Source organism: Sphingomonas sp. Leaf242 (assembly GCF_001422045.1).
Taxonomy (GTDB): domain Bacteria; phylum Pseudomonadota; class Alphaproteobacteria; order Sphingomonadales; family Sphingomonadaceae; genus Sphingomonas.
Window position 1 is genome coordinate 615447 of sequence record NZ_LMLW01000001.1, and the last position, 24979, is coordinate 640425.

Here is a 24979-nt window from a genome sequence, read left to right on the forward strand (position 1 = left end):
TTTCCCGATGAACACGCGTGCACTATTTCTTGGCGGCGTCTCCGCTCTGCTGCTCGGCGGAACGATGGTAGGCTGTGCGGCCAATGGCGGCGGCGTGGCATCGGCCGGCGATCGTAGCGCCGTGCTGGCGGCGAAGGCGGCGGCAAAGGGCGTTGCAAACGGTGCTGCGGGCGACGCGGGCAGGGCGCAGACCGCCTTGGCGAGCCGCAACGGACCGGCTGCGGTCGGCTATGCCGAACACGCGGTGGCGCTGATGCCGCAATCGGCCGCCTACCGGATGCTGCTGGGGCAGAGCTATCTCCAGGCGGGCCGTTTCACCTCTGCGGGCCACGCCTTCGCCGACACGCTTCAACTGTCACCGGCCAACGGAAAGGCCGCGCTGAACCTTGCCTTGTCGCAGATCGCGACGGGGGATTGGCAGGCGGCCCGGCGCACGCTGGACAGCAATGCAGCGATCATCCCGGCAAGCGACCGCGGGCTGGCGATGTCGCTGGCCGGCGACACGGCGGGCGGGATCGCCGTCCTCACCGAAGTCGCGCGGTCGCCGCAGACAAGTGCTAAGGTTCGCCAGAACCTCGGCTTGAGCCTGGCGCTGGCAGGGCAATGGCAATCGGCGCGCGTCGTCGCGGCGGCGGACATGGCGCCAGCGGATGTCGATGCGCGGCTCGAGCAATGGGCGACCTTCGCACAGCCCGCCAAGGCCTCGGATCAGGTTGCGAGCCTGCTCGGCGTGCGTGCGGCGGCGGATGGCGGCCAGCCGGTCGCGCTGGCGCTGAACGTACCTGCGCCAATGCTGCCGGGAGTGCCGGCTGCACCTGAACAGGCGCTTGCGGCCGTCGATTCCGTGGCGGTGGAGGCTCCGGTCGAGGTCGCTGCCGTACCAACCCCTGCGGCGGTTGCGGGTTTCTCGAAGGTGTCGTTCGGGCCACGACAGGAATTCGTCCAGGCCCTGCCGGCGATGATGCTCCGTCCGGCGGGCGGTCCGATCAAGCTCGCCGCAATGCCTGCTCGATCGGGACGCGGCATGGCGAGCGCGGCCTATCAGGTGAAGGCGCCAGCCGCCGGCCATTGGTACGTTCAGTTGGGCGCGTTCGACAGTGCCGGGGTCGCGCGCGATGCGTGGGGTCGTGCCGCCAAGCGGTTCGCGGTCCTCGCCGGCTACACGCCGAACGGCATGAATTTCAAAGCGGACGGCGAGGATTTCTACCGCCTGTCGGTCGGTGGCTTCAGTCGTTCGGCGGCCGATTCGATGTGTCGCCAGTACCGCGCGAAGGGCGGCGCGTGCTTCGTCCGGACGGGGGCGGGTGATGCGGTGGCGCAGTGGCTGCGGAAACCGGGGATGCAACTGGCCGCGCGGTAGAGGGGCAGACTTCCCAGCCGCGGTAATTACTACCCCGGCGAAGGCCGGGGCCCAGTTGGGGAACGTCGCTAAGTGACGGCGGCGCTCCGTTACGCCGACCTTTCCAACTGGGCCCCGGCGTCCGCCGGGGCGGTGCATTAGGGGGGGCGAGCGTCAGGCCCGCGTTACAGAACCTCACGGCCACCTTTCCACAATCGCAACACCCGGCCCTGCACCGGCAGACCATCGAACGGCGTATTCCCCGCCTCGGCCTCGAACGCCTCGCCGACGATCTGCCAAGGCGCCAGTTGATCGAACAGCATCAGGTCGGCAGGCTTGCCCACCTCCAGCGTCCCCGTGTCGAGCCCCAGCACCCGCGCCGGGTTGCGCGCCAGCAGCGCGAACAGGCGTTCCAGCGTCAGATGCTCGTCGCGGACCAGCATCAGCGCGAGCGGCAGCAGCGTCTCCGCCCCCGCCATCCCACTGCTCGAATCGGTGAACGGCAGCCGCTTCTCCTCGGGGCCGCGCGGTTCATGCCCCGAGCACAGCACGTCGATCGTCCCGTCCGCGATCGCCGCGAGCGCCGCACGCCGGTCACTCTCCGCGCGCAACGGTGGCGAGAGCAGCGCAAACGACCTGAAATCGCTGACCGCGATCTCCGACAGGTGCAGATGCGCAGGCGTGATGCCGCAGGTAACCGACACGCCGCGACGCTTCGCCGCGCGGATCAGATCGAACCCGGCGGCGGTCGTCACCTGCCGGATATGGATCCGCGCGCCGGTATCCTCGGCGAGCATCAGGTCGCGCGCGATCGCCAGCGCTTCGGCCACCGCAGGCGCGGCGGGCAGGCCAAGGCGCGTCGCGGTCTCGCCTTCGGTCGCGACCGCGCCGGCGGTGAGGCCACCATCCTCGGCATGCGCGATCACCGTCACGTCGAGATCGCGCGCATAGGCCAGCATGCGCCGCATCACGCCACTATCGGCGATCCAGTGTTTCCCCGTTCCGACCGCCTTCGCGCCCGCCGAGAGACAGATCGCCATCTCGGCGAGGTCATGGCCTTCGAGTCCGCGTGTTGCGGCGGCGATCGGATGGATCCAGAGGTCCGGCTTGCCGATCAACGCCGCGCGCTGGACGATGCCGGGGTCGTCGAGCACCGGCGACTGGTCGGGCATCAGGCCGATCCGCACGATCCCGCCGGCGCGGAAGGCAGCACGATCGACCTTCGCGACGCCGAGATCGACGATCCCGGGCGCGATCGTCTTGCCGCCGCAATCGACGACCGTCGCATCGGTAGGAATATCGACGATCCCGGTCGCGACGATCACGCCGTCGCGGATCAGCAGATTGCCCTTGGTCACGCCGCCGACGGGGCAGGCGAGCGTCGCGTTGGTGAGCGCGAGGATCATGCCCAACCCTCCACGCCGCGTGCTCTTCGGGTCAGCACGTCGAGGCAGGCCATGCGGACAGCGACCCCCATCTCGACCTGTTCGGTAATCGCCGAGCGTGCGTGATCGGCCACCGCGGAATCGATCTCGACGCCGCGGTTCATCGGGCCGGGATGCATCACCAACGCATCGGGTGCCGCCTTCGCCAACCGGTCGAGCGTCAGGCCGTAGCGCAATCGATATTCCCGCGTGGAGGGGACGTACGCGCCGTCCATCCGCTCGTTCTGGAGCCGGAGCATCATCACCACGTCCGCACCCTCCAGGGCCTTGTCGAAATTGGTGAACGCGGTGACGCCCATCCGCTCGATCATCGGCGGCATCAGCGTCGACGGCGCGCACACGCGAACCTCGGCGGCGAGCGCGGTGAGCGCCAGGATGTTCGAGCGCGCGACGCGGCTGTGCAGCAGATCGCCGCAGATCACGACGCGCTGCCCCGCGATCGAACCCTTCCGCCGCCGGATCGTCAGCGCGTCGAGCAGCGCCTGGGTTGGGTGCTCGTGCCGACCATCGCCCGCGTTCAGTACCGGGCAGTCGACCTTGTCCGCGATCAGCCGCACCGCGCCTGACGACATATGCCGGATGACGATGACGTCGGCGCGCATCGCGTTGAGCGTCATCGCGGTATCGATCAGCGTCTCGCCCTTCTTCACGCTCGACTGCGCGGCGTGCATGTTGACGACGTCGGCGCCGAGCCGCTTGCCGGCGATCTCGAACGACAGGAGCGTGCGCGTGCTGTTCTCGAAGAACGCGTTGATCTGGGTAAGTCCGGCCAGCCGCTTGTCGGGCGTGGCGTGCGTACGGTTCGCGCCGACCCACGTCTCCGCCTCGTCGAGCAGGAACGCGATCTCGTGTGGCTGGAGCCCGTCGATGCCGGTGAGATGCCGGTGCGGGAAGACGGCGCCGCCTTCGATGAGGGCGGCGGGGCGGTGATCTGAGGTTCGCATTAAAGCTGCGGGATAGTGGCCGCAGGGGCAGGGGGCAAGCGCGGCGATGACGATACGCCTCGCCAGCCCCTCCGTCATCCTGGGCTCGACCCAGGATCCAGAGCCTAGCAGTGCGCCGTTTTTGGCTCTGGATCCTGACTTTCGTCAGGATGACGGGTGAGTATCAGATCTGCGCCGTGACCAACGCGTCGATCGCGCCTTGGAGGATGTACGCCGCCGCCATCTTGTCGACCAGTTCGGCGCGTTTGGCGCGGCTGGCGTCCTGTTCGATCAGCGTGCGGGTGACGGCGACGGTCGACCAGCGCTCGTCCTGGAGCAGGATCGGGAGGCCCATGTCCTTGAGGTTCTGCGCGAACGCGCGCGTCGATTGCGAGCGCGGGCTCTCACTGCCGTCGAGATTGATCGGCAGGCCGATGACGAGCCCGACGACCGCCTGCGCCTTGATGATCTCGGCAAGCGCGGCCTTGTCCTTCTGGAACTTGGTGCGGCGGATCAGGAGCGCGGGGCTCGCGAACGACCAGCCTGCGTCGCAGAGTGCGGTGCCGATCGTCTTGGTGCCGACGTCGAGACCGATCAGGCGGCCGCCGTTCGGGAGCGCGTCGCGGAATTGCGCGGCAGAGAGCGTGATCATTGGAAAGCCTTCAGGCGGCGGTTGGCGTCGGCACGGATGTTCGCCCAGAACAGGCTGTAGTCGTAGACGTGGTAGTTGTTGCCGGGGAGCACGTACGGTCCGAGGTTTGGGCCCTCGCCGATCAGCAGGAAGCCGCGGTCGGCACAGCGTGCGGGCACGCTGCCGATCGCGATCGTCGCGGTCTTGAGGTCGACCGATGGGACGAGCGTGCCGAGGTTGGCGATGGCGGGCGCGGCGGTGTACGGCATCCCGGTCAGCGGGTTGGTGCACACCATCGGCGTGCCTTTGCGCGGCTGACCGTTGAAGCCTGTGGTCTGGTCGTACGCGTCGACGATCAGCGACGGATCGGCGGGCTCGGCGAAACTTTCCCACGACAGGATGCAGTTGGTCTGATCCGGTGCGCGACATTCGGGGAGGCCCATCTTCGGCAGGTCGGTCGCACGCGAGACGGGCCAGCCCACAACATAGGCTGCGACGATCCGTGCCTTCAGCTTCGGGTCGGTGGCGATGCGGTCGCGAAGCAGGCGGGTGAGATGGAGCGCGCCCTGGCTGTGGCCGGCAAGTATGATCGGGCGCTTCGGGCCGGCTTCCTTGAGGAAGCGGTCGAACGCGGCGGAGACGTCGCCGTACGCCAACGCGAGTGCACGTTCGCTGTCGGCGGCGCTGGTCAGGAATGCACCGAACGTCGCCTGGCGATAGCGCGGCGCCCAGATGTCGCCGGCCTCGTTGAACGCGCTTGCCTGGCCGCGCAGGAACAGTTCCGCTCGGGCATTGGTCTCGGGGTCGTCGATCGGCGCGTTCCAATGGTCGCGGTTGATGTACGACGTCGGGTGGATGAAGAAGATCGCGGCGCCCGTGCCCGGTTTGCCGGGCGTATAGCCGGGCGGCGTCCACAGCGCGGGGTTGCCCGGCGCATCGGGGCGGGCGAGCCACATGATCTTTCGCGCGTAAATGTTGCGCGGGGCTTCGCGTTGCGGCTGGAACGTCTCGCTCGGGACCATCACTGCGCGCATCAACTGCGTGCCGAACAGGCGGTAGGCGAGCAATGCGGCGATCGCGAGAACGATCATCGCGGCGACGAAATAGAGAAACTTGCGGGCCAAGCGGGACCTTCCGTGCAGGCGGTCCGGCTCCCGTGCCGTATGCGCGCCGCCGTTGCAATCGCGCAGCTTCGTGTTCCCCCGCTGCTGTGGGCATCACGAAGGGTGTTGCGCGCCCGCGCCACGCGGTGCTAGCCGCAGCCCATGTCCGTAGATACTGCAACCGTGAAGCGGATCGCGAGCCTTGCGCGCATCGCGATCACCGACGAGGACGCCGCCCGCATGGCGCCGGAACTCGGAAACATCCTTGGCTGGATCGAGATGCTCGAAGAGGTCGACACGACCGGTATCGAGCCGATGACCGCCGTCATCCCCAACACGCTGCGGCTGCGCGACGACGTCGTCAATGCCGACCCGCTGACCGGCGGCGGCATCCGCGAGCAGGTCTTGGCTAATGCCCCGGTGGCAGAGCATGGTTTCTTCGCCGTGCCGAAGGTGATCGAATAATGACCGACCTTACAGATCTCGGGATCGCAGGCATCCGCGACGGCGTCCGCGACGGTTCCTTCAAAGCGCGCGAAGTCGCCGATGCGTTCATCGTAAAGGTGAGCCGGGCCAAGGCGTTGAACGCGTTTCTTGTCGAGACGCCAGACCACGCGATCGCCGCGGCCACTGCTGCCGATACTGCGCGCGAAGCCGGCGAGACGCTCAAGCCGCTGGCCGGCGTGCCGATCGGCATGAAGGACCTGTTCTGCACCAAGGGCGTCACGACGACCGCGGCGAGCCATATCCTCGAAGGCTTTACGCCGACCTACGAGTCGACCGTCTCGCAGAACCTGTGGGACGCGGGCGCGGGGATGCTCGGCAAGCTGAACATGGACCAGTTTGCGATGGGCTCGTCGAACGAGACCTCGGCGTTCGGCAACGTGATCTCGCCGTGGAAGCGCAACGATGGCGGTAACGCCTCGCTGGCTCCCGGCGGCTCGTCGGGTGGCTCGTCGTCGGCAGTTGCCGCAAGGCTCTGCCCCGGCGCGACCGGCACCGACACCGGCGGTTCGATCCGCCAGCCCGCCGCCTTCACCGGCATCTCGGGCATCAAGCCGACCTATGGCCGCTGCTCGCGCTGGGGGACGATCGCGTTCGCGTCGTCGCTCGACCAGGCCGGGCCGATGGCGCGCGACGTTCGCGACTGCGCGATCCTGCTGGAGGCGATGGCCGGGTTCGACGCCAAGGACGGCACCTCGCTGCAGCTCGACGTGCCGAAGTGGGAAGCGGGTTTGTCGGGCAATTTCAACGGCTTGCGCGTCGGCATTCCCAAGGAATATCGCGTCGACGGGATGCCCGAGGACATCGAGGCGCTCTGGCAGCAGGGTATCGACTGGCTGAAGGACGCCGGCGCGACGATCGTCGAGGTCTCGCTCCCGCACACCAAATACGCGCTCCCCGCCTATTACATCATCGCCCCCGCCGAAGCGTCGTCGAACCTCGCGCGCTATGACGGCGTCCGCTACGGGATCCGCGACCTGCCGACCGGCGCCGGCTTGCAGGACATGTACGCCGCGACGCGTGCGGAAGGCTTCGGCCCCGAGGTGAAGCGCCGCATCATGATCGGCACGTACGTGCTGTCGGCCGGTTTCTACGACGCGTATTACACGCAGGCGCAGAAGGTCCGGACGCTGATCGCGCGCGACTTCGAGCGGGCTTGGGAGACGTGCGACGTCCTGCTGACCCCGACCGCACCGTCGGCGGCGTTCGCGCTCGGCGAGAAGTCGGCCGATCCGATCGCGATGTATCTGAACGACGTCTTCACCGTGCCGTCGTCGCTCGCCGGTCTGCCGGCGATGTCGGTGCCGGGTGGCCTCGACAAGCAGGGTCTGCCGCTCGGGTTGCAGATCATCGGCAAGCCGCTCGACGAGCAAGGCGTGCTGAACGCAGGGCTCGCGATCGAACAGCGCGCCGGGTTCGTCGCGCGGCCGGATGTTTGGTGGTGAGTTGGATCGGTGAGATCGTTTCCCAAATCATAGGGGAAGGTCTCGCCGAAGGTTTCAAGCGGCTTTTTCGCGGGCGTTCGCAATCGAAGATGGCGAGGCACCACGCGCCTGAAATGCAAAATCGGCGCGCACGGCTGCGTCAGAACGGACGAAAGAACCGATGAGCGATTACAGAATCCAGGGCGAAACCGGCGAGTGGGAGGTCGTGGTCGGCCTCGAAGTGCACGCGCAGGTGACGTCGAACGCCAAGCTCTTCTCGGGCGCGGCGACCGCGTTCGGCGCGGAGCCCAATACGCAGGTGTCGCTGGTCGATGCGGCGATGCCGGGCATGCTGCCGGTCCCGAACCGCGAGTGCATCCGCCAAGCGGTCCGCACCGGCATGGCGATCGAGGCGCAGATCAACAAATGGTCGCGGTTCGACCGGAAGAACTATTTCTACGCCGATCTGCCGCAGGGCTATCAGATCAGCCAGCTCTATCAGCCGATCGTCGGTGAGGGCGCGATCGACATCAGCCTCGACGAGAAGAACCCCGATGCCGCGGGCAAGCGGATCGGCGTCGAGCGCATCCATGTCGAGCAGGATGCGGGCAAGCTGATGCACGACCAGCATCCGACCCAGTCGTACGTCGATCTCAACCGGTCGGGCGTTGCGCTGATGGAGATCGTGTCGAAGCCCGATCTCGCATCTCCAGCGGAAACAGGGGCTTACCTGCGGAAGCTGCGATCGATCCTGCGCTATGTCGGGTCGTGCGACGGCAACATGGAAGAAGGCTCGATGCGCGCCGACGTCAACGTCAGCGTGCGCAAGCCCGGCGACGAGCTGGGCACGCGGACCGAGACGAAGAACGTCAATTCGGTGCGCTTCGTGATGGCGGTGGTCGAGCAGGAGGCCAGGCGTCAGGTCGAGGTGCTCGAAGCCGGCGGCAAGATCCAGCAGGAGACGCGGCTCTACGATCCCGATCGCAACGAGACGCGGTCGATGCGGTCGAAGGAAGATGCGCATGATTACCGCTACTTCCCCGATCCCGATCTGTTGCCGCTGGTGCTCGATGACGCGTTCCTGGCCGAGTGTCGGGCTTCGTTGCCCGAGCTGCCGGATGCGAAGCGCGCGCGGTATGAGGCGCTCGGGATCACCGCGTATCAGGCGACGGTGCTGACCGCCGAGGTCGAGGCGGCGCGGTGGTTCGATGCGTTGCTCGACGCGGGCGTGAAGCCGGCGGCGGCGGCGAACTGGACGACGTCCGAGCTGTTCGGCGCGTTGAACCGGACTGGCAAGGACATCGAGAACTCGCCGGTGTCGCCGGCGCAGGCTGCGGAATTGCTGGGGCTGATCGCGGACGGCACGCTGTCGGGGAGTCTCGCCAAGCAGGTGTTCGAGGTGATGCTCGAGACCGGCGACGGCGCGGCGAAGGTCGTCGAGGACCGCGGGTTGAAGCAGACCAGCGATACCGGCGCGATCGAGGCTGTGATCGCCGAGGTGATGGCGGCGAACGCGGACAAGGTCGCTGATTACCGCGGCGGCAAGGACAAGCTGTTCGGGTTCTTCGTGGGCCAGACGATGAAGGCGATGGGGGGGAAGGCTAACCCTGCTGTCGTGAACGAGGTTCTGAAGGGGATGCTGGGGGAGTCGATGGCCTCGTAAAGCTACCGACTTCTTTGCTCTCTCTCCCGCCCTTTCCGTTCTCCCGCGATGGCGGGAGTCTAGGGTAACCGAATGCAGCGCTGCTTGATTCCTGGGCCCCCGCGTTCGCGAGGGCACTAGCAGAAGTGTAGTCCGCCCGCCCTCGACAGGCACCACCCCGGCGAAGGCCGGGGCCCAATTGGGGGACGGTGATAACGGTGGGCAGCGCTTCGTTACTGCAACCTTTCCAATTGGGCCCCGGCCTTCGCCGGGGTGGTTGTATACGGACGCGGCCTTACCCGTCGACCTTCTGCGGATGATGCGGCACGAGGATTAGCGTGTTCTCCTCTACCCGCCACGACGCGAGGCGCGACAGGAAGTTCATCCCCAGCACGTTGGTCTCGCCGAACGCGGGCGACACCACCACCTGCAAGTCCCGCGCGACGATCGCGCCGAGACGCAAACTCGCGATCTTCCCCGTCGTCGCCGCGATCGAGCCGTTGGCGGTCTGCAAAACGATCGGCACCACGCCAACCCGCGCCTCAACACCAGCTTTCTCCGCCGTCTTTTCCGAAATCGCCGTGATCGTGGCCCCGCTGTCGATCAGCAGCCGTTGGCTGACACCGTCGATCGTCGCGCGCGCCCAGAAATGGCCATCCGGCGACATCCGGATACGGACCTCGCCGCCGACCACCTGCTGGTCCTCGATCTTCAGGAACCGGGCGATCTTGCCGACATACGGGTCGAACTGGCGCCGCTGGTCGACCGCGACGAACAACAGGCCGACCAACACGAGCGTCATGCCGATATTCACCAGCGTCCGCACGATCGGGATGCGCTGCGCGACGACGAGCACGACGACGGCGATACCGAGTGCGACATACAGCGTGTGCGGTTGGCCGGGGTTGGGCAGCGTGAAGATCGACGGGTCCTGAAATAGAGGTGCTGGCAGTATCTTAGCGTAGGCGCGGCAACCTGTATCGGTGCTGACCGACGCGTGGGTAAAAGGCGCTCGCGAAAGGGACCGATCCGAAACCGGCCGGATTGCCGTTCCTGCGGATTGCGCGTGTCCGTCGAACGCGCTTCACTGCGACCCGGGGGCGGCAGATGGCGATCAGATGGACAATGACAATCGCGATCCTGACGCTCGCCATCGGTCAGGCATCGGCCGCATCAAGCAGGTCCAGCGGCGAGCGGCGGCTTGCGGCGATGACGCCGGCGCAATTCCAGGCCCGAACGACGCTTCATGACGATGATCTGGACACGGTCGCGACGATCACCACCGCGAACGGGTTCGTCGATCGAAAGCCGCTGCTGAGGCCGGCGCTCGATGACGTATTTCTTCGCGCTTTTATCGACAAGAAGACGGGCCGGACTGCGTATCAGGCCTATGTCAGGATACGGTACCGCGACTATGGTTGGGCGAACTGGGATACGGCCAATTATGCAACGCCCGCCGGGCCGCGCACGATAGCGACGCAACGGATTGCGCGCTTGAAAGCATCTTGCCCGAGGGGGTTTGCCTGCCTGAGGTCCGAGACCGTCGGGTTTGCGATCGCGGCGGCGTTGCTCAGCGCCAATGCCAAATTGTACGCAGGCGACGGGATCACGTCATTGCCATTCAAGATCATGGCGCAAAACGGCGGAGAACGCGCTTTTCTGCTTTCGACGGCGGAAATTGCCGGCCTGTTAATGGCGGTCGATGCGTATCGCACCGACCACCATCTACCGACCTCATGACGCTTACTGCGCGTCGTTGTCCTGGTTCTTCACGACGCCCCCGGTGCCACCGACGCCGTCGGGCAGGCCGCTGTCGGTGAACGTCTCGGGCTCGTCGCCGCCTTCGCCGCGCTCGACCGCGTCGGAGCGCGACTCCACTGCCTGTTCGATGTCGCTGCGGGTATCCTCGTCACGATCCTCGGGGAGCGTTTCGGGATTGGTGCCGGAATGCGGATCGCTCACGCTCAAAACTCCGGCTGGACGGGTGCGGGATCGTTCGACGGCGTTCCTGGCACAGGCACGTCGATGTCGGGCGCCGGCGGATTGAACTCGGGCGGCGGCGCGGTCGGCTCGACGGGCGACGTCGGGGTCGGGAATTCTGCCGGGGGTTGAGTAGCCATGATGTCTCTCCTTCTGGGTGTTCAACGCCTGTAATCGAGCGCGGTTGCGTTGGGAGTTGCCTATGTGCTTGCCCCCGCATGCATCGTTGGTATAGACGCGCCCGCTACGGCGATGTCCTGTGCGGGCGTGGCGGAACTGGTAGACGCGCTTGGTTTAGGTCCAAGTATCGCAAGATGTGGGGGTTCGAGTCCCTTCGCCCGCACCAGCCCGCCGCGCAGGCGAGGCGACCGCCCGAAGAATTATCCTGAATGCTCTTTTAGACAAAGGCCGGACATGCAGACTGTCGAGACGTTGAACGAGGGCCTCAAGCGCGCCTTTACGCTCACCATCACCGCGAAGGATATCGATGCCAAGGTCGATGTCGAGCTGAAGCGCCTCGCGCCGCAGATGAAGATGCCGGGCTTCCGTCCGGGCAAGGTGCCGGCGAACCTCATCCGCAAGATGCACGGCCCGGCGCTGACGCAGGACGCGCTGAACGCGGCGATCCAGGAGAGTGTCCAGACGCTCGTCGCCGAGAAGCAGCTTCGCCCCGCGATGCAGCCTTCGGTCGAGCTGGAAGACGGCTATGACCTTGGCAAGGACGCCGTGGTCAAGGTCGAGATGGAGGTCCTCCCGCAGGTCCCCGCACCCGCGATCGACGGCATCAAGCTCGAGCGCCTGACCGTGCCCGTCGCCGACGACGCGGTGACCGAGCAGCTCCAGAAGTTCGCCGACCAACAGAAGAAGTGGGACGACGCAGGCGACGATTACGTCGCGGCGATGGGCGATCTCGTCACCGTCGACTTCGTCGGCAAGACCGCCGACGGCGTCGCGTTCGACGGCGGCACGGGCACCGACATGGGCGTCGAGCTCGGTTCGGGTCGTCTCATCCCCGGCTTCGAGGATCAGCTCGTCGGCGTGAAGACCGGCGACGACAAGGTCCTGAACGTGACCTTCCCCGAGGAGTATCAGGAGAAGTCGCTCGCAGGCCAGCCGGCGACGTTCGACATCACCGTCAAGTCGGTGAAGACCGCGGGCGAGAGCAAGATCGACGAGGATCTGGCGAAGTCGCTCGGTCTCGAGAGCCTCGAGCAGCTCACGGGGCTGTTGAAGGGTCAGATCGAGCAGGAGCATAACGGTCTCACGCGCACGCACATGAAGCGCAAGCTGCTCGACCAGCTCGCCGAGGGTCACGACTTCGAAGTGCCGCCGTCGATGGTCGAAGCCGAGTTCAACCAGATCTGGTCGCAGCTCCAGCATGAAGCCACGCATGAGGCCGATCCGGAGGCCGCGATGGCCGAGATGGAAGGCGAGCGCGACGATTACCGCAAGATCGCCGAGCGTCGCGTGCGCCTTGGCCTGCTCCTGTCCGAGATCGGCCAGGCCAACGGCGTCGAGGTTTCGAACCAGGAAATGCAGCGTCTGCTCGCACAGGCCGCGCAGCAATATCCTGCCGAGCAGCGCCAGCAGTTCATGCAGTACGTCCAGCAGGAGCCAATGGCGGCCGCCCAGCTGCGCGCGCCGCTGTATGAGGACAAGGTCGTCGACTTCCTGTTCGAGAAGGCCGAGATCACCGACCGCGAAGCGACGCGCGAGGAGCTGGAAGCCGCGATCGAGAGCGAGGACGGGTTCGCCAGCGGCACGCACACGCATGATCACGACAACCACAAGCCGAAGAAGAAGGCCGCTGCCAAGAAGGCCAAGCCAGCTTCGGACGAGGCTGCTTCGGATGACGCCGTGACGGACGAGGCGCCTGCTTCGGACGCGACGGACGACGCCAAGCCCGCGAAGAAGGCGCCGGCCAAGAAGAGGGCGGCTCCGGTCGAAGCAGAGACCGCTATGACGGAGTCGTCGCCGGTTGCTGCCGAGAACGCAGAGGGCACCGAAGCCGCAGACGCACCGGTGAAGAAGCCGCGCGCGAAGAAGGCTCCGACCAAGACCGAGGCGTAAGCTTCGCCTCCGTTATGCCGGGCTCGTTCCGGCATCCACCGTTCCGCACACTCTCAAACCGAAGAGCATGCGGAACGGTGGACCCCGGGACAGGTCCGGGGTGACGGGTGGATGGGAATCGGTAAGAAATTGTTTCCCCGCGAAGGCGGGGACCCAGCCTGGGCTCCCGCCTTCGCGGGAGAACAAGGAAGTGAAGAGGCGTCCGTGCCCGAGGTGTTCAGCCTGAAGGCGCCGTACGTCGATCGTGGCGTTTCAATGCGAGGGCAGGGCATGACCGAACCGAGAATCGCCGTCCTGCTCCCGTGCTACAACGAGGACGCCGCGATCGCGCAGACGATTGCGGGCTTCCGCGACGCGCTGCCCGGCGCCACCATCTACGTCTACGACAACAACAGCGCCGATCGCACGATCGAGGTCGCGCGTGCCGCCGGAGCCGTCGTCCGAACCGAGCGGATCCAAGGCAAGGGCGCGGTCGTCCGCCGCATGTTCGCGGACATCGACGCGGACATCTACGTGATGGCCGATGGTGACGCGACTTACGACGCTGCCTCCGCCCCGAATCTGGTCGCTCGCGTCCTGGACGAGCAGCTCGACATGGTCGTCGGCTCGCGCATCAGCCAGGTCCAGGAAAGCTATCGCCGCGGGCATCGGTTCGGCAACGCGCTGCTCACCGGTATGCTCGCCCGCCTGTTCGGCCGCAGCTTCACCGACATCCTCTCGGGCTACCGCGTGTTCTCGCGCCGGTTCGTGAAGAGCTTCCCCTCGCTCTCCGCCGGGTTCGAGATCGAGACCGAGATCAGCGTCCACGCGCTCGAGCTGAAGATGCCGATCGGCGAGGTCGAGACGCCCTATTACGCGCGCCCCGAAGGCTCCGAATCGAAGCTCAGTACGTATGGCGACGGCTGGCGCATCCTCCGCACGATCATGACGCTCTACCGGATCGAGCGGCCGCTCTGGTTTTTCGGCGCGATCGGCAGCGTCTTCGGCCTGCTCGCGCTGATCCTCGGCATCCCGCTGGTGCTGACGTACATCGAGATCCACCAGGTCCCGCGCTTCCCGACCGCGATCCTGATCACCGGGCTCGGCATCTTCGCCGCGCTCAACGTCTTCACCGGCCTGATCCTCGACACGGTCGTAAGAGGCCGCCGCGAAGTCCGCCGCCTGGCGTACCTAGCTTACCCCGCCCCAGGCATCTGACTCCCTCGCCCCTCCGGGGAGAGGGAAGGAGGAGCCGCTTGGCGACGGGAGGGTGAGGGGCGGTTGGCGGATCCCAACCGCCCCTCACCCTCCCACCCGCAAGCGCGGGCGGGCCCCTCCCTCTCCCCGGAGGGGCGAGGGCAAGCAGTCCCCGAGGCGAGGGCAGGGAGGGCTTGAACTCCCCTCTCGGACCGCCGATGTTAGCGGTTCACTGGGGCATAAGAGAGATTTCCATGCACAATCCGTTCGAGACCGGCGATTTCGCGAGCCCGTTGGCCAGCGCCGGGCTCGGCCTGCAGCAGACGCAAGCAGGCCTGGTTCCCATCGTCATCGAGCAGTCGAACCGCGGCGAGCGTTCGTTCGACATCTTCTCGCGCCTGCTCCGCGAGCGCATCATCTTCGTGACCGGCGGCGTCGAGGACGGCATGGCCTCGCTGATCACCGCGCAGTTACTCTTCCTCGAGTCCGAGAACCCGAAGAAGGACATCTTCATGTACATCAACTCGCCGGGCGGTGTCGTCACGGCGGGCATGGCGATCCACGACACGATGCGGTACATCCGTCCGCGCGTCGGCACCGTCTGCATCGGCCAGGCCGCGTCGATGGGCAGCTTCCTGCTCGCGAGCGGCGAGCCCGGCATGCGCGTCGCTATGACCAACGCGCGCATCATGATCCATCAGCCATCGGGTGGTGCACAGGGCATGGCCAGCGACATCGAGATCCAGGCACGCGAGATCCTGCGCATCCGCAAGCGCATGAACGAGCTGTATTCGCAGTACACCGGCCAGCCGATCGAAGAGATCGAACGCCGGATGGACCGCGATACGTTCCTCGAAGCGAACGAGGCGAAGGATTTCGGGCTGATCGACGAGGTGTTCGACAAGCGTCCGGCGGTATCCGAGGATGCCCCGAAGCCTGCCTGATATCCGCTTGAACGACGCTGGCATGGGGTGAATCGTAAACCCCGCCGGTTTATTTGATTGTAGGAACTCCGGGGTGCGTTACGGTAGCGGCCCCGGAAACGGCACGTGCACCGACATGCGCGAGAGGTGATTGAATGACGAAGCTGAGCGGTGGCGACTCGAAGAGCACCCTCTATTGCTCGTTCTGCGGGAAGTCGCAGCACGAGGTCCGCAAGTTGATCGCCGGGCCGACGGTCTTCATCTGCGACGAGTGCGTCGAGCTATGCAACGACATCATCCGTGAGGAGACGAAGTCGGCTTTGGTGTCCAAGAAGGACGGTGGCGTGCCGACTCCGCAGGAGATCTGCGACGTCCTCGACGATTACGTGATCGGCCAGAAGCGCGCCAAGCGCGTCCTCTCGGTGGCGGTGCACAATCACTACAAGCGGCTCAACCACGGTGCCAAGGGCGCCGATGTCGAGCTGTCGAAGTCGAACATCCTGCTCGTCGGGCCGACCGGTTGCGGCAAGACGCTGCTCGCGCAGACGCTCGCGCGCATCCTCGACGTGCCGTTCACGATGGCCGATGCGACGACGCTGACCGAAGCGGGTTACGTCGGCGAGGACGTCGAGAACATCATTCTCAAGCTGCTCCAGGCGTCGGACTACAACGTCGAGCGGGCGCAGCGCGGGATCGTCTATATCGACGAGATCGACAAGATTTCGCGCAAGGCCGAGAACCCCTCGATCACGCGCGACGTGTCGGGTGAAGGCGTGCAGCAGGCGTTGCTCAAGCTGATGGAGGGGACGACGGCGTCGGTTCCTCCGCAGGGTGGCCGGAAACATCCGCAGCAGGAATTCCTGCAGGTGGATACGACCAACATCCTGTTCATCTGCGGCGGTGCGTTCTCGGGTCTCGAGAAGATCATCGGCGATCGTCTGCAGGGCAAGTCGATCGGCTTCGGCGCGTATGTCGCAGGACCCGACGAGCGCAAGACCGGCGAGACGCTGAAGTCGGTCGAGCCCGAGGATCTGCTGAAGTTCGGGCTTATCCCCGAGTTTGTCGGCCGTCTGCCGGTGATCGCGACGCTCGAGGATCTCGATGTCGACGCGCTGGTGAAAATCCTGAAGGAACCGAAGAACGCGCTGGTCAAGCAGTACCAGAAGCTGTTCGAGATGGAGGACGTCGCGCTCGGCTTCACCGACGACGCGCTGGTCTCGGTCGCCAAGAAGGGCATCGAACGCAAGACCGGTGCGCGCGGGCTGCGGTCGATCTTGGAGAGCATCCTGCTCGACACGATGTTCGACCTGCCCGGCATGGACGGCGTCGACGAGGTGATGATCGACAAGGACGTGATCGAAGGCCGCAAGGAACCGATCCGCGTCTATGCCGAAAAGAAGAAGACCGGCGACGCTGCATAGCGTGGGGTTGGTTCGAGATACGGGAGAGGGCGTCGAGCGATCGGCGCCCTTTTTCGTTTGGGGGCAAGCGCCTCGCAGGGACACCCATCCGTCATCCTGACGAAAGTCAGGACCCAGAGCGACGAAGACCTGCGCGTTGTACCCTGGGTCCTGACTTTCGTTAGGATGATGGGGATGGGTAGGGCAGCGCGTCTGTATCGACCGTCCCGTCTATACCCAGTGCATCCTCCGGCACCTCTCCCTCCCTCAACTAGAAGAAGGAAAGGGTTCGTCACGCCTCGCGGTGGGAAGCGTAGGTGCGGCTCTGACGCTACATCTGAGAAGTTAAAAGCCTAACCCGCTCCAGATCTTTCGGCCGGCCGAACAGCCTGAGCATCTCGGCCAGTTCCACCCGGTCAGGCATATAAACGACGCGTCCCTGCACGATGATCGGCACGCGCGTCCGGGGCAGCACTTCCGTCCACCCCGCGCCGGTCGCAACATGAAACCCCGCCATGATCTCGACGACCAAAGGCGGCGTCTGCCACCGCGCGAACAGCGTCGACCGGAACATCTCTCTCTCGCCATCCTCGATCGGTGCGACACCGAGCTTGTCCATCAGCCGTCGAGCATCCCCCACGCTCATCAGCAGATCGACATCGCCAACCTCGATCGGCGTTACCCGGTGAAGCGCCACCGCTGCGCTGGAAATGACCCACCAAGGGTCTTGTGCATCCGACATCGCGTCGGCGGTCTTGACGAGCGTTTCGAGAAGGTCGGAAGCTAGCATCCCGGCAACCTACTCGATCTCTACCGGCCCGCAATCGCCCCGACCCGGACCCTTATCGCCCCTCGCGCATCCGTTGATCAGGTGGAACGAAAGAGCATGCATGACGATCGAAGCTGCCGACCGACCGGACGAAGGCTTGGTGGAAACGATGCCCTACCGTCTGGCACGGCCGATCTGGGCTCTGACCAATCCAGCCTTGATGAGCGCCGACACGTTACGCGGGGTCGGCCCGCTTAACCCAGCGCGGTGACCGAATGGCAGGGGGATACGCAGCCTCTGGTTGCAGGCGTCACCAGATATCAGATATGTCGGGTGAGCAGATGCGGGTAACCCTCTTCTTTATGCTCTGTCTCGCGGCAGTCTGCTTCGTGTCGGCGTTCAAGATCGCGACGAGCCCACCCACGGTCGATCGCGCGACCATCATGGCGCTTGGAGTGGTGACGGCGCTGGCGGATGGGCCACATCACGCCATCGTGACGGTTGCGCCACCCGGAGAATCGCCTTTCACCTTTCCGGCGAATACACAGGCGGGCCTGGAAAAAGGCCAGCAAGTGACCGTGCGGTATCAACCTGGTGAACCCGTCGCGACGGCACACGTCGTCGACGCCGGCGCCGTCGGCAATGGCAAGGCGACAATCGTCTGGTCGCTCGTCGTCATGGGGGTGCTGCTGCTGGCCGTTGCCGGAATTGGCCCTTACTTAGTGCGATGGTATCCGGATAGGTTCGCCTTCCGGATACGACCGTGAGCCTTCGCGTCCGTAGGACCAAGGTCGATCAGATGAGCAGGTCGCATGTAGCACGACGTTGCCCGGCCCTATCTAAGACGTGACTACAGCCCGCTCCGACTACGTGCTGTTCATGCTGGGTCGCGACCAAGTGATCGGTCCGATACGGCGTATCGCGGCGCGCATACTCAGTTTCTATCCGCGAGCGCCGATCCATATCTTGGCCGATGCCGGCTGGGGTGAGTTCGACTGGATGATATCGTCGCTGGTCCGGTGCGCCCTGCTACGGCTGTGTCACCAACGCGCAGACTATTGGCGCGAGCAGGCTGGCACGAAATTGCCTTCATCGGGTTGGCCGGGGAGCCTGTTCGTGGCTGCAATATGGCTGGGTTTGGTGGTGGCCGTATATCAGGTGTTTCCGATTCTGCCGGACGCGTTGATCCGTTAGACGAACGGGCGACTGGCGAAGGCCGGGTCGACCGGCGAAGGTGAATGAGAAAGCCGGATATCCTCGGCCGGATGAAACACGCCGACCAACCTTCAATGCCCTTTGGCGCCGACCTTGTGGCGAGCTTGCTGCGCACGAAACACTGTCCCGCGGACCCATCGCGCGCCTCGCGCATTCGTTATTTAAGTGAAACGAGGGAGCATGCATGACGATCGAAGTGGCCGACCGACCGAACGAACACGTAGTGGAGACGATGCCGGACCGCTTGGCGCTGCCGATCTGGACGCTGATCGCGCCGGGCCTTGGCCTCATCGCCGTCCTCGTCGGACTTGCCAAGATGGGCACGCTCGGTACGGCTGCGGCCGTCATCGTCCTGATCGGCAGCGTGCTCGCTGCGGTCCATCACGCCGAAGTGATCGCGCACAAGGTCGGCGAGCCGTTCGGGACGCTCGTCCTCGCGATCGCGGTCACCGTGATCGAGGTATCGTTGATCGTCTCGCTGATGCTCTCCAACGCCGGCGACGCCACCACGCTCGCGCGCGACACGGTGTTCGCGGCGATCATGATCATCCTCAATTTCATCATCGGCATCTGCCTGCTCGCGGGCGCGGTGCGGCATCATGAGCAGCGGTTCACGCTGAAGGGCATGACCGCAGCGCTCGGCGTGCTCGCGGCGATGGCGGTGCTGTCGCTGATCCTGCCGAACTATACCTCGTCGACACAGGGCCCGACCTACGCGTCGTCGCAGTTGATTTTCGTCGCGGTCGTGTCGCTGATCCTCTACGGTACGTTTGTGCTGGTGCAGACGGTACGCCACCGCGATTATTTCCTGCCGTCGACCGACGATAAGGACGATCACGCTGCGCCGCCATCGGGCCGCGCGACGGGCATCGCCTTCGCCGCGCTGCTGGTGGCGCTGGTGTCGGTGGTGCTGCTCGCGAAGACGCTGTCGCCGACGATCGAGGCCGCGGTGCTCGGTGCAGGCCTGCCGCTGACGGTGGTTGGCGTGGTGATCGCCGCGCTGGTGCTCGCGCCTGAAAGCCTGGCTGCCTACAAGTCGGCGCGCCGCAACCGGTTGCAGACCAGTCTCAATCTCGCGCTCGGCTCCGCGCTGGCGACGATCGGGCTGACGATCCCGAGCGTGGCGATCGTGTCGCTGGTGCTCGACCTGCCGATCGCGCTCGGCATCGATGCGAAGAGCATGACGCTTCTCGCGCTCTCGCTGTTCGTCGCCACGCTCTCGCTCGGCACTGGGCGGACGACGGTGTTGCAGGGCGTCGTCCACCTCGTGATCTTCGCCGCCTATCTGTTCACGACGGTGGTGCCGTAAGCTCAGGGGTCCTGCGTCGATAGGTAGGCGATGACGTCGGCGCGGTCCTTCGGGTCGGGCAAACCTGCGAACGCCATCGTCGTGCCGGGCACCATCTTGCGCGGGTTGGTGAGCCAGGCGTCCATGCGCTTGGCATCCCAGTTCCCGCCGAGAGCTTTCAGCCCGGCGGTATAGGAGAAGCGCGGGCGTCGCTCGCCGATCGGGCCGCCCATAACGCCGTAGAGGTTCGGACCGTCGGTATCGCCGGCATATTGCCCGATCGTATGGCAGGCGGTGCAGCGGCGGAAGACGCGTTCGCCGCTGTTTATCTGGCTGGTGGTGCCGGCGTCGGGGCTCGAACCGCATCCGGCGAGCGCCAGCGCCAGCAGGGGCCACCGCGGCAGGGTCATCGCTTTTGGCGTGCAGCCAAGGCGAGGCCGGCTGCGATCTGCACGACGGCGTAGAGGCGGCGGCGGCCAGGCCGGTCGACGAACGGCTTCACGAGTTTCTCGGTCCCGAGCGCTTCGTCTTTCCAGAGGTCGACGTGGCGACGGGGTTGGAGGAGGCCGATCAGGCCGTCCCCAACCATGAAGATCGCTGCCATCTCCGCCGCGCGAGACGCCCAGATGTTCTCCTGCGCACGCAGGAGTCCAGGAGTCACGAGCGTCGTCTCCTGGGGCTCTGGGCCCCCGCTTTCGCGGGGGAACGGTGGAGAGGTCATTGGGGCTTGGCCTTCGCAGCTTGCGCCGCTTTCCAGGCGGCCACGTCTTCCAGTGCGATACTCCGACGCAGGACCAGCGCATCCGGGTCGATCACGACATGTGCGCTAGCCGGGACGGACAAGCTCGCCTTTCCCCCAGTCATCGGCAATGTCCGCGTCCTGCCGTCGATCTGCACCTGTACCGGCAGCGGGAAGGGGCCATTCCCCGGCACCTTCCAGGCCAAAGTCAGCGTATTCCCCGTCCGCGTCTCGACCAGTTCGGGCAAAGCCGCCTGCCGGAGATACACGTCGAAGAACCACGCATAGTCCTTCCCCGTCACCTTGCGGACGAGCGCCTCATATTCCTTCGTCGACCCGAACCGCGGCGCGAAATTGCCCGGCTTCGGATCCGCGCGTCCGTACACCGCCAGCCGCGTGACGTCGAAGAACGCCTTGTCGCCGATCAGGCTTCGCAGCGTGTGGAGCATCCAAGACCCCTTGTAGTAGATGTCCTGCCCCGCACCGCCCTTGTCGAGTTCGTACACCTCCTCCTCGGTGGTGACGCGCTGCTGCGTGATCGGCTTGAGGTTCATGATCGAGGTGCGCTCGCCCTGCATCATCGCGGCATAGCGCGAACGCCCCTCGCGCCACTGGCCATAGAGCGGCTGCATGTACGTGCCATAGCCCTCGTGCAGCCAGTAATCGTCCCAATTGGCGGCGGTCAGCTGGTTGCCGAACCATTCATGCGCGAACTCGTGCTGGAACAGCCAGTCGAACCCCTCTGGCGCCTTGGCGTATTCGTTGCCGTACGCGTTGATCGTCTGGTGCTCCATGCCCTTGTGCGGCGTCTCGACCACGCCGAGCTTCTCGTCGCCGAACGGGTAGGGGCCGATCATGCTTTCGAAGAAATCGAGCGTCGGCGCGAACTCGGCAAACAGCTTTTCCGCCTGCACCTTCTCGCCCGGCAGGTACCAGTAATACATCGGGATACTGTTGCCGAAGCGGCTCTTGTACGCGCCGCTGATCTCCTCATACGGCCCGACGTTCAGCGCGATCCCGTAGGTGTTGGGATGCTTGGCGCGCCAGTTCCACGTCGTCCGGCCGTCCGCCAGCGTATCGACGCCTAGCAGCACGCCGTTCGACGGTGCCTTCAAACCCTTGGGCACGGTGATGTGGAGCGTCACCAGCGCAGGCTCGCCGGTCGGGAAGTCGAGGCACGGCCAGAACAGGTCGCAGCCATAGCCCTCCGCGGTCGTCGCGAACCACGTGCGACCGTCAGGCGTTTTCGACCAGACCATGCCGTCGTCCCACGGCGCCTTCACCGCGACGTGCGGCGTGCCACCATAGGTGATCTTCGCGGTGACCTTGCCGCCTGCCGCGACCGGCTTGGGCAGCGTGATAGTCAGTCGACCCTCGGGATTGCTCCACGCCGAGGGGGCAAGCGGCACGCCGTCGATCGCGATCGCGTCGACCGGTAGATTGCGGTCGAGGTCGATCGGCAGGCGGGTGAGGGGGGCCTTCGCAGTAAAGGTGAGCGTTGCCACGCCGTTCAGGCTCTCCGTCTCGGGCAACACCTCGAACGCCAGGTCCGCGCTGTCGAACCGTAGCGCGGTCTGCTCGGGCGTGAGGACCCCACCCGAACGCTGCGTCTGCGCAGTGATCGCCGGCTCTCCCTTTTTCGGAAGCGGTGCGGCGGCGAGAAGCGCGGTGGCGCTGGCGGCGAGGAGAAAACGCGAGATCATGCCGCGTTCTCGCGCCTGGGCGGCTCGTATACAAGTGCGATCCGGCACCGCCCGTTCTCCTGCGAACGCAGGAGCCCAGGATCGCGAATACCGCCGCCCGTTACCCTGGACTCCTGCGTTCGCAGGAGAACGGCTGGCGCTTGGGCAACGCGCTAAAACCCCTAACCACCGCCAACCAATTGATGGACGGTTCATCCTCACCATATAAGCTGTTAGATTATGCCCCCATGCAGGCACCCACCGGAGCGTTCATGACCCAGTACCCCGTCCTTCCCCTTCGCGACATCGTCGTGTTCCCGCACATGATCGTGCCGCTGTTCGTCGGCCGCGATAAGTCCGTTGCCGCGCTCGAAGCGGCCATGGCGGCGGACAAGGAGATCTATCTCGTCGCGCAGGTCGATCCCGCAGAGGACGATCCCTCGCGCGACGACCTGTATTCGATGGGCGTCACCGCGACGGTGCTCCAGTTGCTCAAGCTCCCTGACGGCACCGTCCGCGTGCTGGTCGAGGGCAAGGGCCGCGCCACGCTGGAGACGCTGGACGAAAGCGGCGACTTCCTCACCGCAACGGTCGAGCCGGTCGCCGATGCCGAGGTCGAAGGGCCGGAGCTCATCGCGCTGATGCGCTCGGTGGTCGACCAGTTCGAGAACTACGCCAAGCTCAACCGCAAGCTCTCGTCGGAAACGTCGGTGCAGCTGTCCGAGATCGAGGACGCGTCGAAGCTCTCCGACGCGGTGATCGCCAACGTCCAGATCAAGGTTGCCGAGAAGCAGGCGATCCTGCTCGAAACCAACCCGTCGAAGCGCCTCGAAATGGCGTTCGCGGCGATGGAGGGCGAGCTGGGCGTCCTTCAGGTCGAGAAGAAGATCAAGAGCCGAGTCAAGCGCCAGATGGAGAAGACGCAGCGCGAATATTACCTCAACGAGCAGTTGAAGGCGATCCAGCGCGAGCTCGGCAACGAGGACGGCGAGGGCGAAGGCGACGAGATCGCCGAGCTGACGCAGAAGATCGCGACGCTCAAGATGAGCAAGGAAGCGCGCGGCAAGGCGACGTCGGAGTTGAAGAAGCTCAAGACGATGGCGCCGATGAGCGCCGAGGCGACCGTCGTGCGCAATTATCTCGACGTGCTGCTCGGGCTCCCCTGGGGCAAGAAGTCGAAGATCAAGAAGGACATCGCCGCCGCGCAGGTGACGCTGGACGAGGATCATTACGCGCTCGAGAAGGTCAAGGACCGGATCGTCGAGTATCTCGCCGTGCAGGCGCGCACCAACAAACTGAAGGGGCCTATCCTGTGCCTCGTCGGCCCTCCGGGCGTCGGCAAGACCTCGCTCGGCAAGTCGATCGCCAAGGCGACCGGGCGCGAGTTCATCCGCCAGTCGCTCGGCGGCGTGCGCGACGAAGCCGAGATCCGTGGGCATCGCCGCACCTATATCGGCTCGCTGCCGGGCAAGATCGTGACGAACCTCAAAAAGGCCGGCACGTCGAACCCGCTGTTCCTGCTCGACGAGATCGACAAGCTCGGCCAGGATTTCCGCGGCGATCCGGCGTCGGCGCTGCTCGAGGTGCTCGACCCGGAGCAGAACGGCAAGTTCCAGGACCATTATCTGGAGGTCGATATCGACCTGTCGGACGTGATGTTCGTCTGCACGGCCAACTCGCTCAACCTGCCGCAAGCGCTGCTCGACCGCATGGAGATCATCCGTCTGGAGGGCTATACCGAGGACGAGAAGGTCGAGATCGCCGAGCGTCATCTGGTCGAGAAGCAGATCGAGGCGCACGGCCTGAAGCCGGGCGAGTTCACGCTGACGCAGGAGGGGCTTCGCACGCTCATCCAGCAGTACACGCGTGAGGCCGGCGTGCGCACGCTGGAGCGCGAGATCGCCAAGCTGTGCCGCAAGGCGCTGCGTCAGATTCTCGAGAACAAGACGACCAGCGTTACGATCACGCCCGAGAATATCGGCGAATATGCCGGCGTGCAGAAGTATCGCCACGGGCTCGGCGAGACCGAGAACCAGATCGGTGCGGTCACCGGGCTGGCCTGGACCGAGGTCGGCGGCGAGTTGCTGACGATCGAGAGCGTGACCGTTGCAGGCAAGGGCCAGGCCAAGCTTACCGGCAAGCTCGGCGACGTGATGAAGGAGTCGATCGAGACCGCTTTCAGCTTCGTCAAGGCGCGCGCGCCGAGCTACGGGATCAAGCCGAGCCTGTTCGCGCGGAAGGATATCCACATCCATCTGCCCGAGGGTGCGGTGCCGAAGGATGGTCCGTCGGCGGGTATCGGCATGGTCACGTCGATCGTCTCGACGTTGACCGGCGTGCCGATCCGGCGCGAGGTGGCGATGACCGGCGAAGTGACGCTGCGCGGCCGCGTGCTGCCGATCGGTGGCCTCAAGGAGAAGCTGCTGGCGGCGCTCCGTGGCGGAATCGAGACGGTGCTGATCCCGGCCGAGAACGAGAAGGACCTCGCGGAGATTCCGGCGAACATCAAGGCGGGGCTCAAGATCATCCCCGTTTTGCATGTCGACGAGGTGCTCCGTCTGGCGCTGACCGAGCCGCTCGAAGCGATCGAGTGGACCGATGCGGACGAATTGGCGGCGCTGCCGCCGGCACCGATCGCACCGGTCGGGGGTGGCCTTCACCACTGATCCATGTTTGGTAAGCGATGACGCGGCGGTTTCGTTTGACAGCAGACGGGGCCGCCGCAT

At 65.5% G+C, this 24979-nt stretch carries 25 protein-coding genes and 1 tRNA gene; 15 read left to right on the forward strand and 11 right to left on the reverse strand.

What is annotated here, in order from left to right:
* The first annotated feature begins 7 nt into the window (after positions 1–7).
* On the forward strand, positions 8–1360 hold the full coding sequence (locus ASF09_RS02800; protein WP_060524382.1) for an SPOR domain-containing protein: 1353 nt from the start codon (positions 8–10) through the stop codon (positions 1358–1360).
* Positions 1361–1524: 164 nt separating this feature from the next.
* Here the strand turns inward: ASF09_RS02800 and ASF09_RS02805 are convergent, their stop codons facing one another.
* The 4 genes from ASF09_RS02805 to ASF09_RS02820 form a co-directional block, all read right to left on the reverse strand.
* Complete coding sequence (locus ASF09_RS02805; RefSeq protein ID WP_060524384.1) at positions 1525–2745, reverse strand: dihydroorotase; 1221 nt, start codon at positions 2743–2745, stop codon at positions 1525–1527.
* Entirely contained in the window at positions 2742–3728 is a 987-nt protein-coding gene (locus tag ASF09_RS02810) for an aspartate carbamoyltransferase catalytic subunit (RefSeq protein ID WP_060524386.1), read from the reverse strand. Before ASF09_RS02810 ends, ASF09_RS02805 begins: the two co-directional genes overlap by 4 nt.
* 163 nt (positions 3729–3891) lie before the next feature.
* Entirely contained in the window at positions 3892–4359 is a 468-nt protein-coding gene (gene ruvX, locus ASF09_RS02815; protein WP_060524389.1) for a Holliday junction resolvase RuvX, read from the reverse strand.
* Positions 4356–5462, reverse strand: a complete 1107-nt coding sequence (locus ASF09_RS02820) for a DUF3089 domain-containing protein (RefSeq protein ID WP_060524391.1) — start codon at positions 5460–5462, stop codon at positions 4356–4358. Before ASF09_RS02820 ends, ruvX begins: the two co-directional genes overlap by 4 nt.
* A 141-nt stretch (positions 5463–5603) precedes the next feature.
* Here ASF09_RS02820 and gatC point away from each other — a divergent pair, with 141 nt between their 5' ends.
* The 3 genes from gatC to gatB all read left to right on the forward strand — a co-directional run bounded on the left by gatC (position 5604) and on the right by gatB (position 9032).
* A complete protein-coding gene (gene gatC / locus ASF09_RS02825) occupies positions 5604–5906 on the forward strand; it encodes an Asp-tRNA(Asn)/Glu-tRNA(Gln) amidotransferase subunit GatC (protein ID WP_056048145.1) in 303 nt (100 codons plus the stop codon).
* Positions 5906–7390, forward strand: a complete 1485-nt coding sequence (gatA, locus tag ASF09_RS02830) for an Asp-tRNA(Asn)/Glu-tRNA(Gln) amidotransferase subunit GatA (protein ID WP_060524393.1) — start codon at positions 5906–5908, stop codon at positions 7388–7390. Before gatC ends, gatA begins: the two co-directional genes overlap by 1 nt.
* Positions 7391–7550: 160 nt before the next feature.
* Positions 7551–9032, forward strand: a complete 1482-nt coding sequence (gatB, locus tag ASF09_RS02835; RefSeq protein WP_060524395.1) for an Asp-tRNA(Asn)/Glu-tRNA(Gln) amidotransferase subunit GatB — start codon at positions 7551–7553, stop codon at positions 9030–9032.
* Between the two features lie 274 nt (positions 9033–9306).
* Here gatB and ASF09_RS02840 read toward each other — a convergent pair whose 3' ends face one another.
* Positions 9307–9867: a retropepsin-like aspartic protease family protein gene (locus ASF09_RS02840; RefSeq protein WP_235529533.1), complete on the reverse strand. Its 561-nt coding sequence runs from the start codon at positions 9865–9867 to the stop codon at positions 9307–9309.
* Between the two features lie 269 nt (positions 9868–10136).
* Here ASF09_RS02840 and ASF09_RS02845 point away from each other — a divergent pair, with 269 nt between their 5' ends.
* Positions 10137–10751: a hypothetical protein gene (locus ASF09_RS02845; RefSeq protein WP_060524399.1), complete on the forward strand. Its 615-nt coding sequence runs from the start codon at positions 10137–10139 to the stop codon at positions 10749–10751.
* Between the two features lie 3 nt (positions 10752–10754).
* Here the strand turns inward: ASF09_RS02845 and ASF09_RS02850 are convergent, their stop codons facing one another.
* The gene (locus ASF09_RS02850; RefSeq protein ID WP_082444012.1) at positions 10755–10973 is read right to left on the reverse strand and encodes a hypothetical protein; all 219 of its coding nucleotides are present in this window, start codon (positions 10971–10973) and stop codon (positions 10755–10757) included.
* Between the two features lie 2 nt (positions 10974–10975).
* Entirely contained in the window at positions 10976–11131 is a 156-nt protein-coding gene (locus ASF09_RS20615) for a hypothetical protein (RefSeq protein ID WP_183128689.1), read from the reverse strand.
* 121 nt (positions 11132–11252) lie between these two features.
* Between ASF09_RS20615 and ASF09_RS02855 the strand changes: the two genes are divergently transcribed.
* The 5 genes from ASF09_RS02855 (at position 11253) to clpX (ending at position 16581) form a co-directional block, all read left to right on the forward strand.
* Positions 11253–11337: transfer RNA gene (locus ASF09_RS02855), tRNA-Leu, on the forward strand.
* Positions 11338–11405: 68 nt separating this feature from the next.
* Entirely contained in the window at positions 11406–13061 is a 1656-nt protein-coding gene (tig, locus tag ASF09_RS02860) for a trigger factor (RefSeq protein WP_060524403.1), read from the forward strand.
* A 270-nt stretch (positions 13062–13331) separates the two neighbouring features.
* A complete protein-coding gene (locus ASF09_RS02865) occupies positions 13332–14258 on the forward strand; it encodes a glycosyltransferase family 2 protein (protein ID WP_060524405.1) in 927 nt (308 codons plus the stop codon).
* A 233-nt stretch (positions 14259–14491) separates the two neighbouring features.
* Positions 14492–15181, forward strand: a complete 690-nt coding sequence (locus ASF09_RS02870) for an ATP-dependent Clp protease proteolytic subunit (protein WP_056048165.1) — start codon at positions 14492–14494, stop codon at positions 15179–15181.
* 134 nt (positions 15182–15315) lie between these two features.
* Positions 15316–16581 carry an ATP-dependent Clp protease ATP-binding subunit ClpX gene (clpX, locus tag ASF09_RS02875; protein WP_056048170.1) on the forward strand — a complete coding sequence of 422 codons (1266 nt, stop codon included), beginning with the start codon at positions 15316–15318 and terminating at the stop codon, positions 16579–16581.
* A gap of 310 nt (positions 16582–16891) precedes the next feature.
* Here the strand turns inward: clpX and ASF09_RS02880 are convergent, their stop codons facing one another.
* Complete coding sequence (locus ASF09_RS02880) at positions 16892–17350, reverse strand: hypothetical protein (protein ID WP_060524407.1); 459 nt, start codon at positions 17348–17350, stop codon at positions 16892–16894.
* Positions 17351–17450: 100 nt separating this feature from the next.
* Between ASF09_RS02880 and ASF09_RS20010 the strand changes: the two genes are divergently transcribed.
* The 4 genes from ASF09_RS20010 (at position 17451) to ASF09_RS02895 (ending at position 19853) form a co-directional block, all read left to right on the forward strand.
* Positions 17451–17600 carry a hypothetical protein gene (locus ASF09_RS20010; protein ID WP_156359147.1) on the forward strand — a complete coding sequence of 50 codons (150 nt, stop codon included), beginning with the start codon at positions 17451–17453 and terminating at the stop codon, positions 17598–17600.
* Between the two features lie 55 nt (positions 17601–17655).
* Positions 17656–18096, forward strand: coding sequence for a hypothetical protein (locus ASF09_RS02885; RefSeq protein ID WP_060524409.1), 441 nt, complete (start codon positions 17656–17658; stop codon positions 18094–18096).
* Between the two features lie 79 nt (positions 18097–18175).
* A complete protein-coding gene (locus tag ASF09_RS02890) occupies positions 18176–18523 on the forward strand; it encodes a hypothetical protein (protein WP_060524411.1) in 348 nt (115 codons plus the stop codon).
* Positions 18524–18728: 205 nt separating this feature from the next.
* A complete protein-coding gene (locus tag ASF09_RS02895) occupies positions 18729–19853 on the forward strand; it encodes a calcium:proton antiporter (RefSeq protein ID WP_060524413.1) in 1125 nt (374 codons plus the stop codon).
* Positions 19854–19855: 2 nt separating this feature from the next.
* On the opposite strand, the gene ASF09_RS02900 is transcribed toward ASF09_RS02895, so the two are convergent.
* Genes ASF09_RS02900 through ASF09_RS02910 form a run of 3 tightly spaced genes read right to left on the reverse strand, consistent with a single transcriptional unit; the run spans position 19856 to position 22274 of the window.
* Entirely contained in the window at positions 19856–20242 is a 387-nt protein-coding gene (locus ASF09_RS02900) for a c-type cytochrome (protein ID WP_082444013.1), read from the reverse strand.
* Complete coding sequence (locus ASF09_RS02905; protein WP_235529535.1) at positions 20239–20493, reverse strand: hypothetical protein; 255 nt, start codon at positions 20491–20493, stop codon at positions 20239–20241. The genes ASF09_RS02900 and ASF09_RS02905 overlap by 4 nt, the downstream gene beginning before the upstream one ends.
* A gap of 56 nt (positions 20494–20549) precedes the next feature.
* Positions 20550–22274 (reverse strand): M1 family metallopeptidase, encoded by a 1725-nt coding sequence (locus tag ASF09_RS02910; RefSeq protein ID WP_060524415.1) that lies wholly within the window; start codon positions 22272–22274, stop codon positions 20550–20552.
* A gap of 251 nt (positions 22275–22525) precedes the next feature.
* Here ASF09_RS02910 and lon point away from each other — a divergent pair, with 251 nt between their 5' ends.
* Positions 22526–24919 carry an endopeptidase La gene (lon, locus tag ASF09_RS02915; RefSeq protein ID WP_060524947.1) on the forward strand — a complete coding sequence of 798 codons (2394 nt, stop codon included), beginning with the start codon at positions 22526–22528 and terminating at the stop codon, positions 24917–24919.
* The last annotated feature ends 60 nt before the right edge of the window (positions 24920–24979 follow it).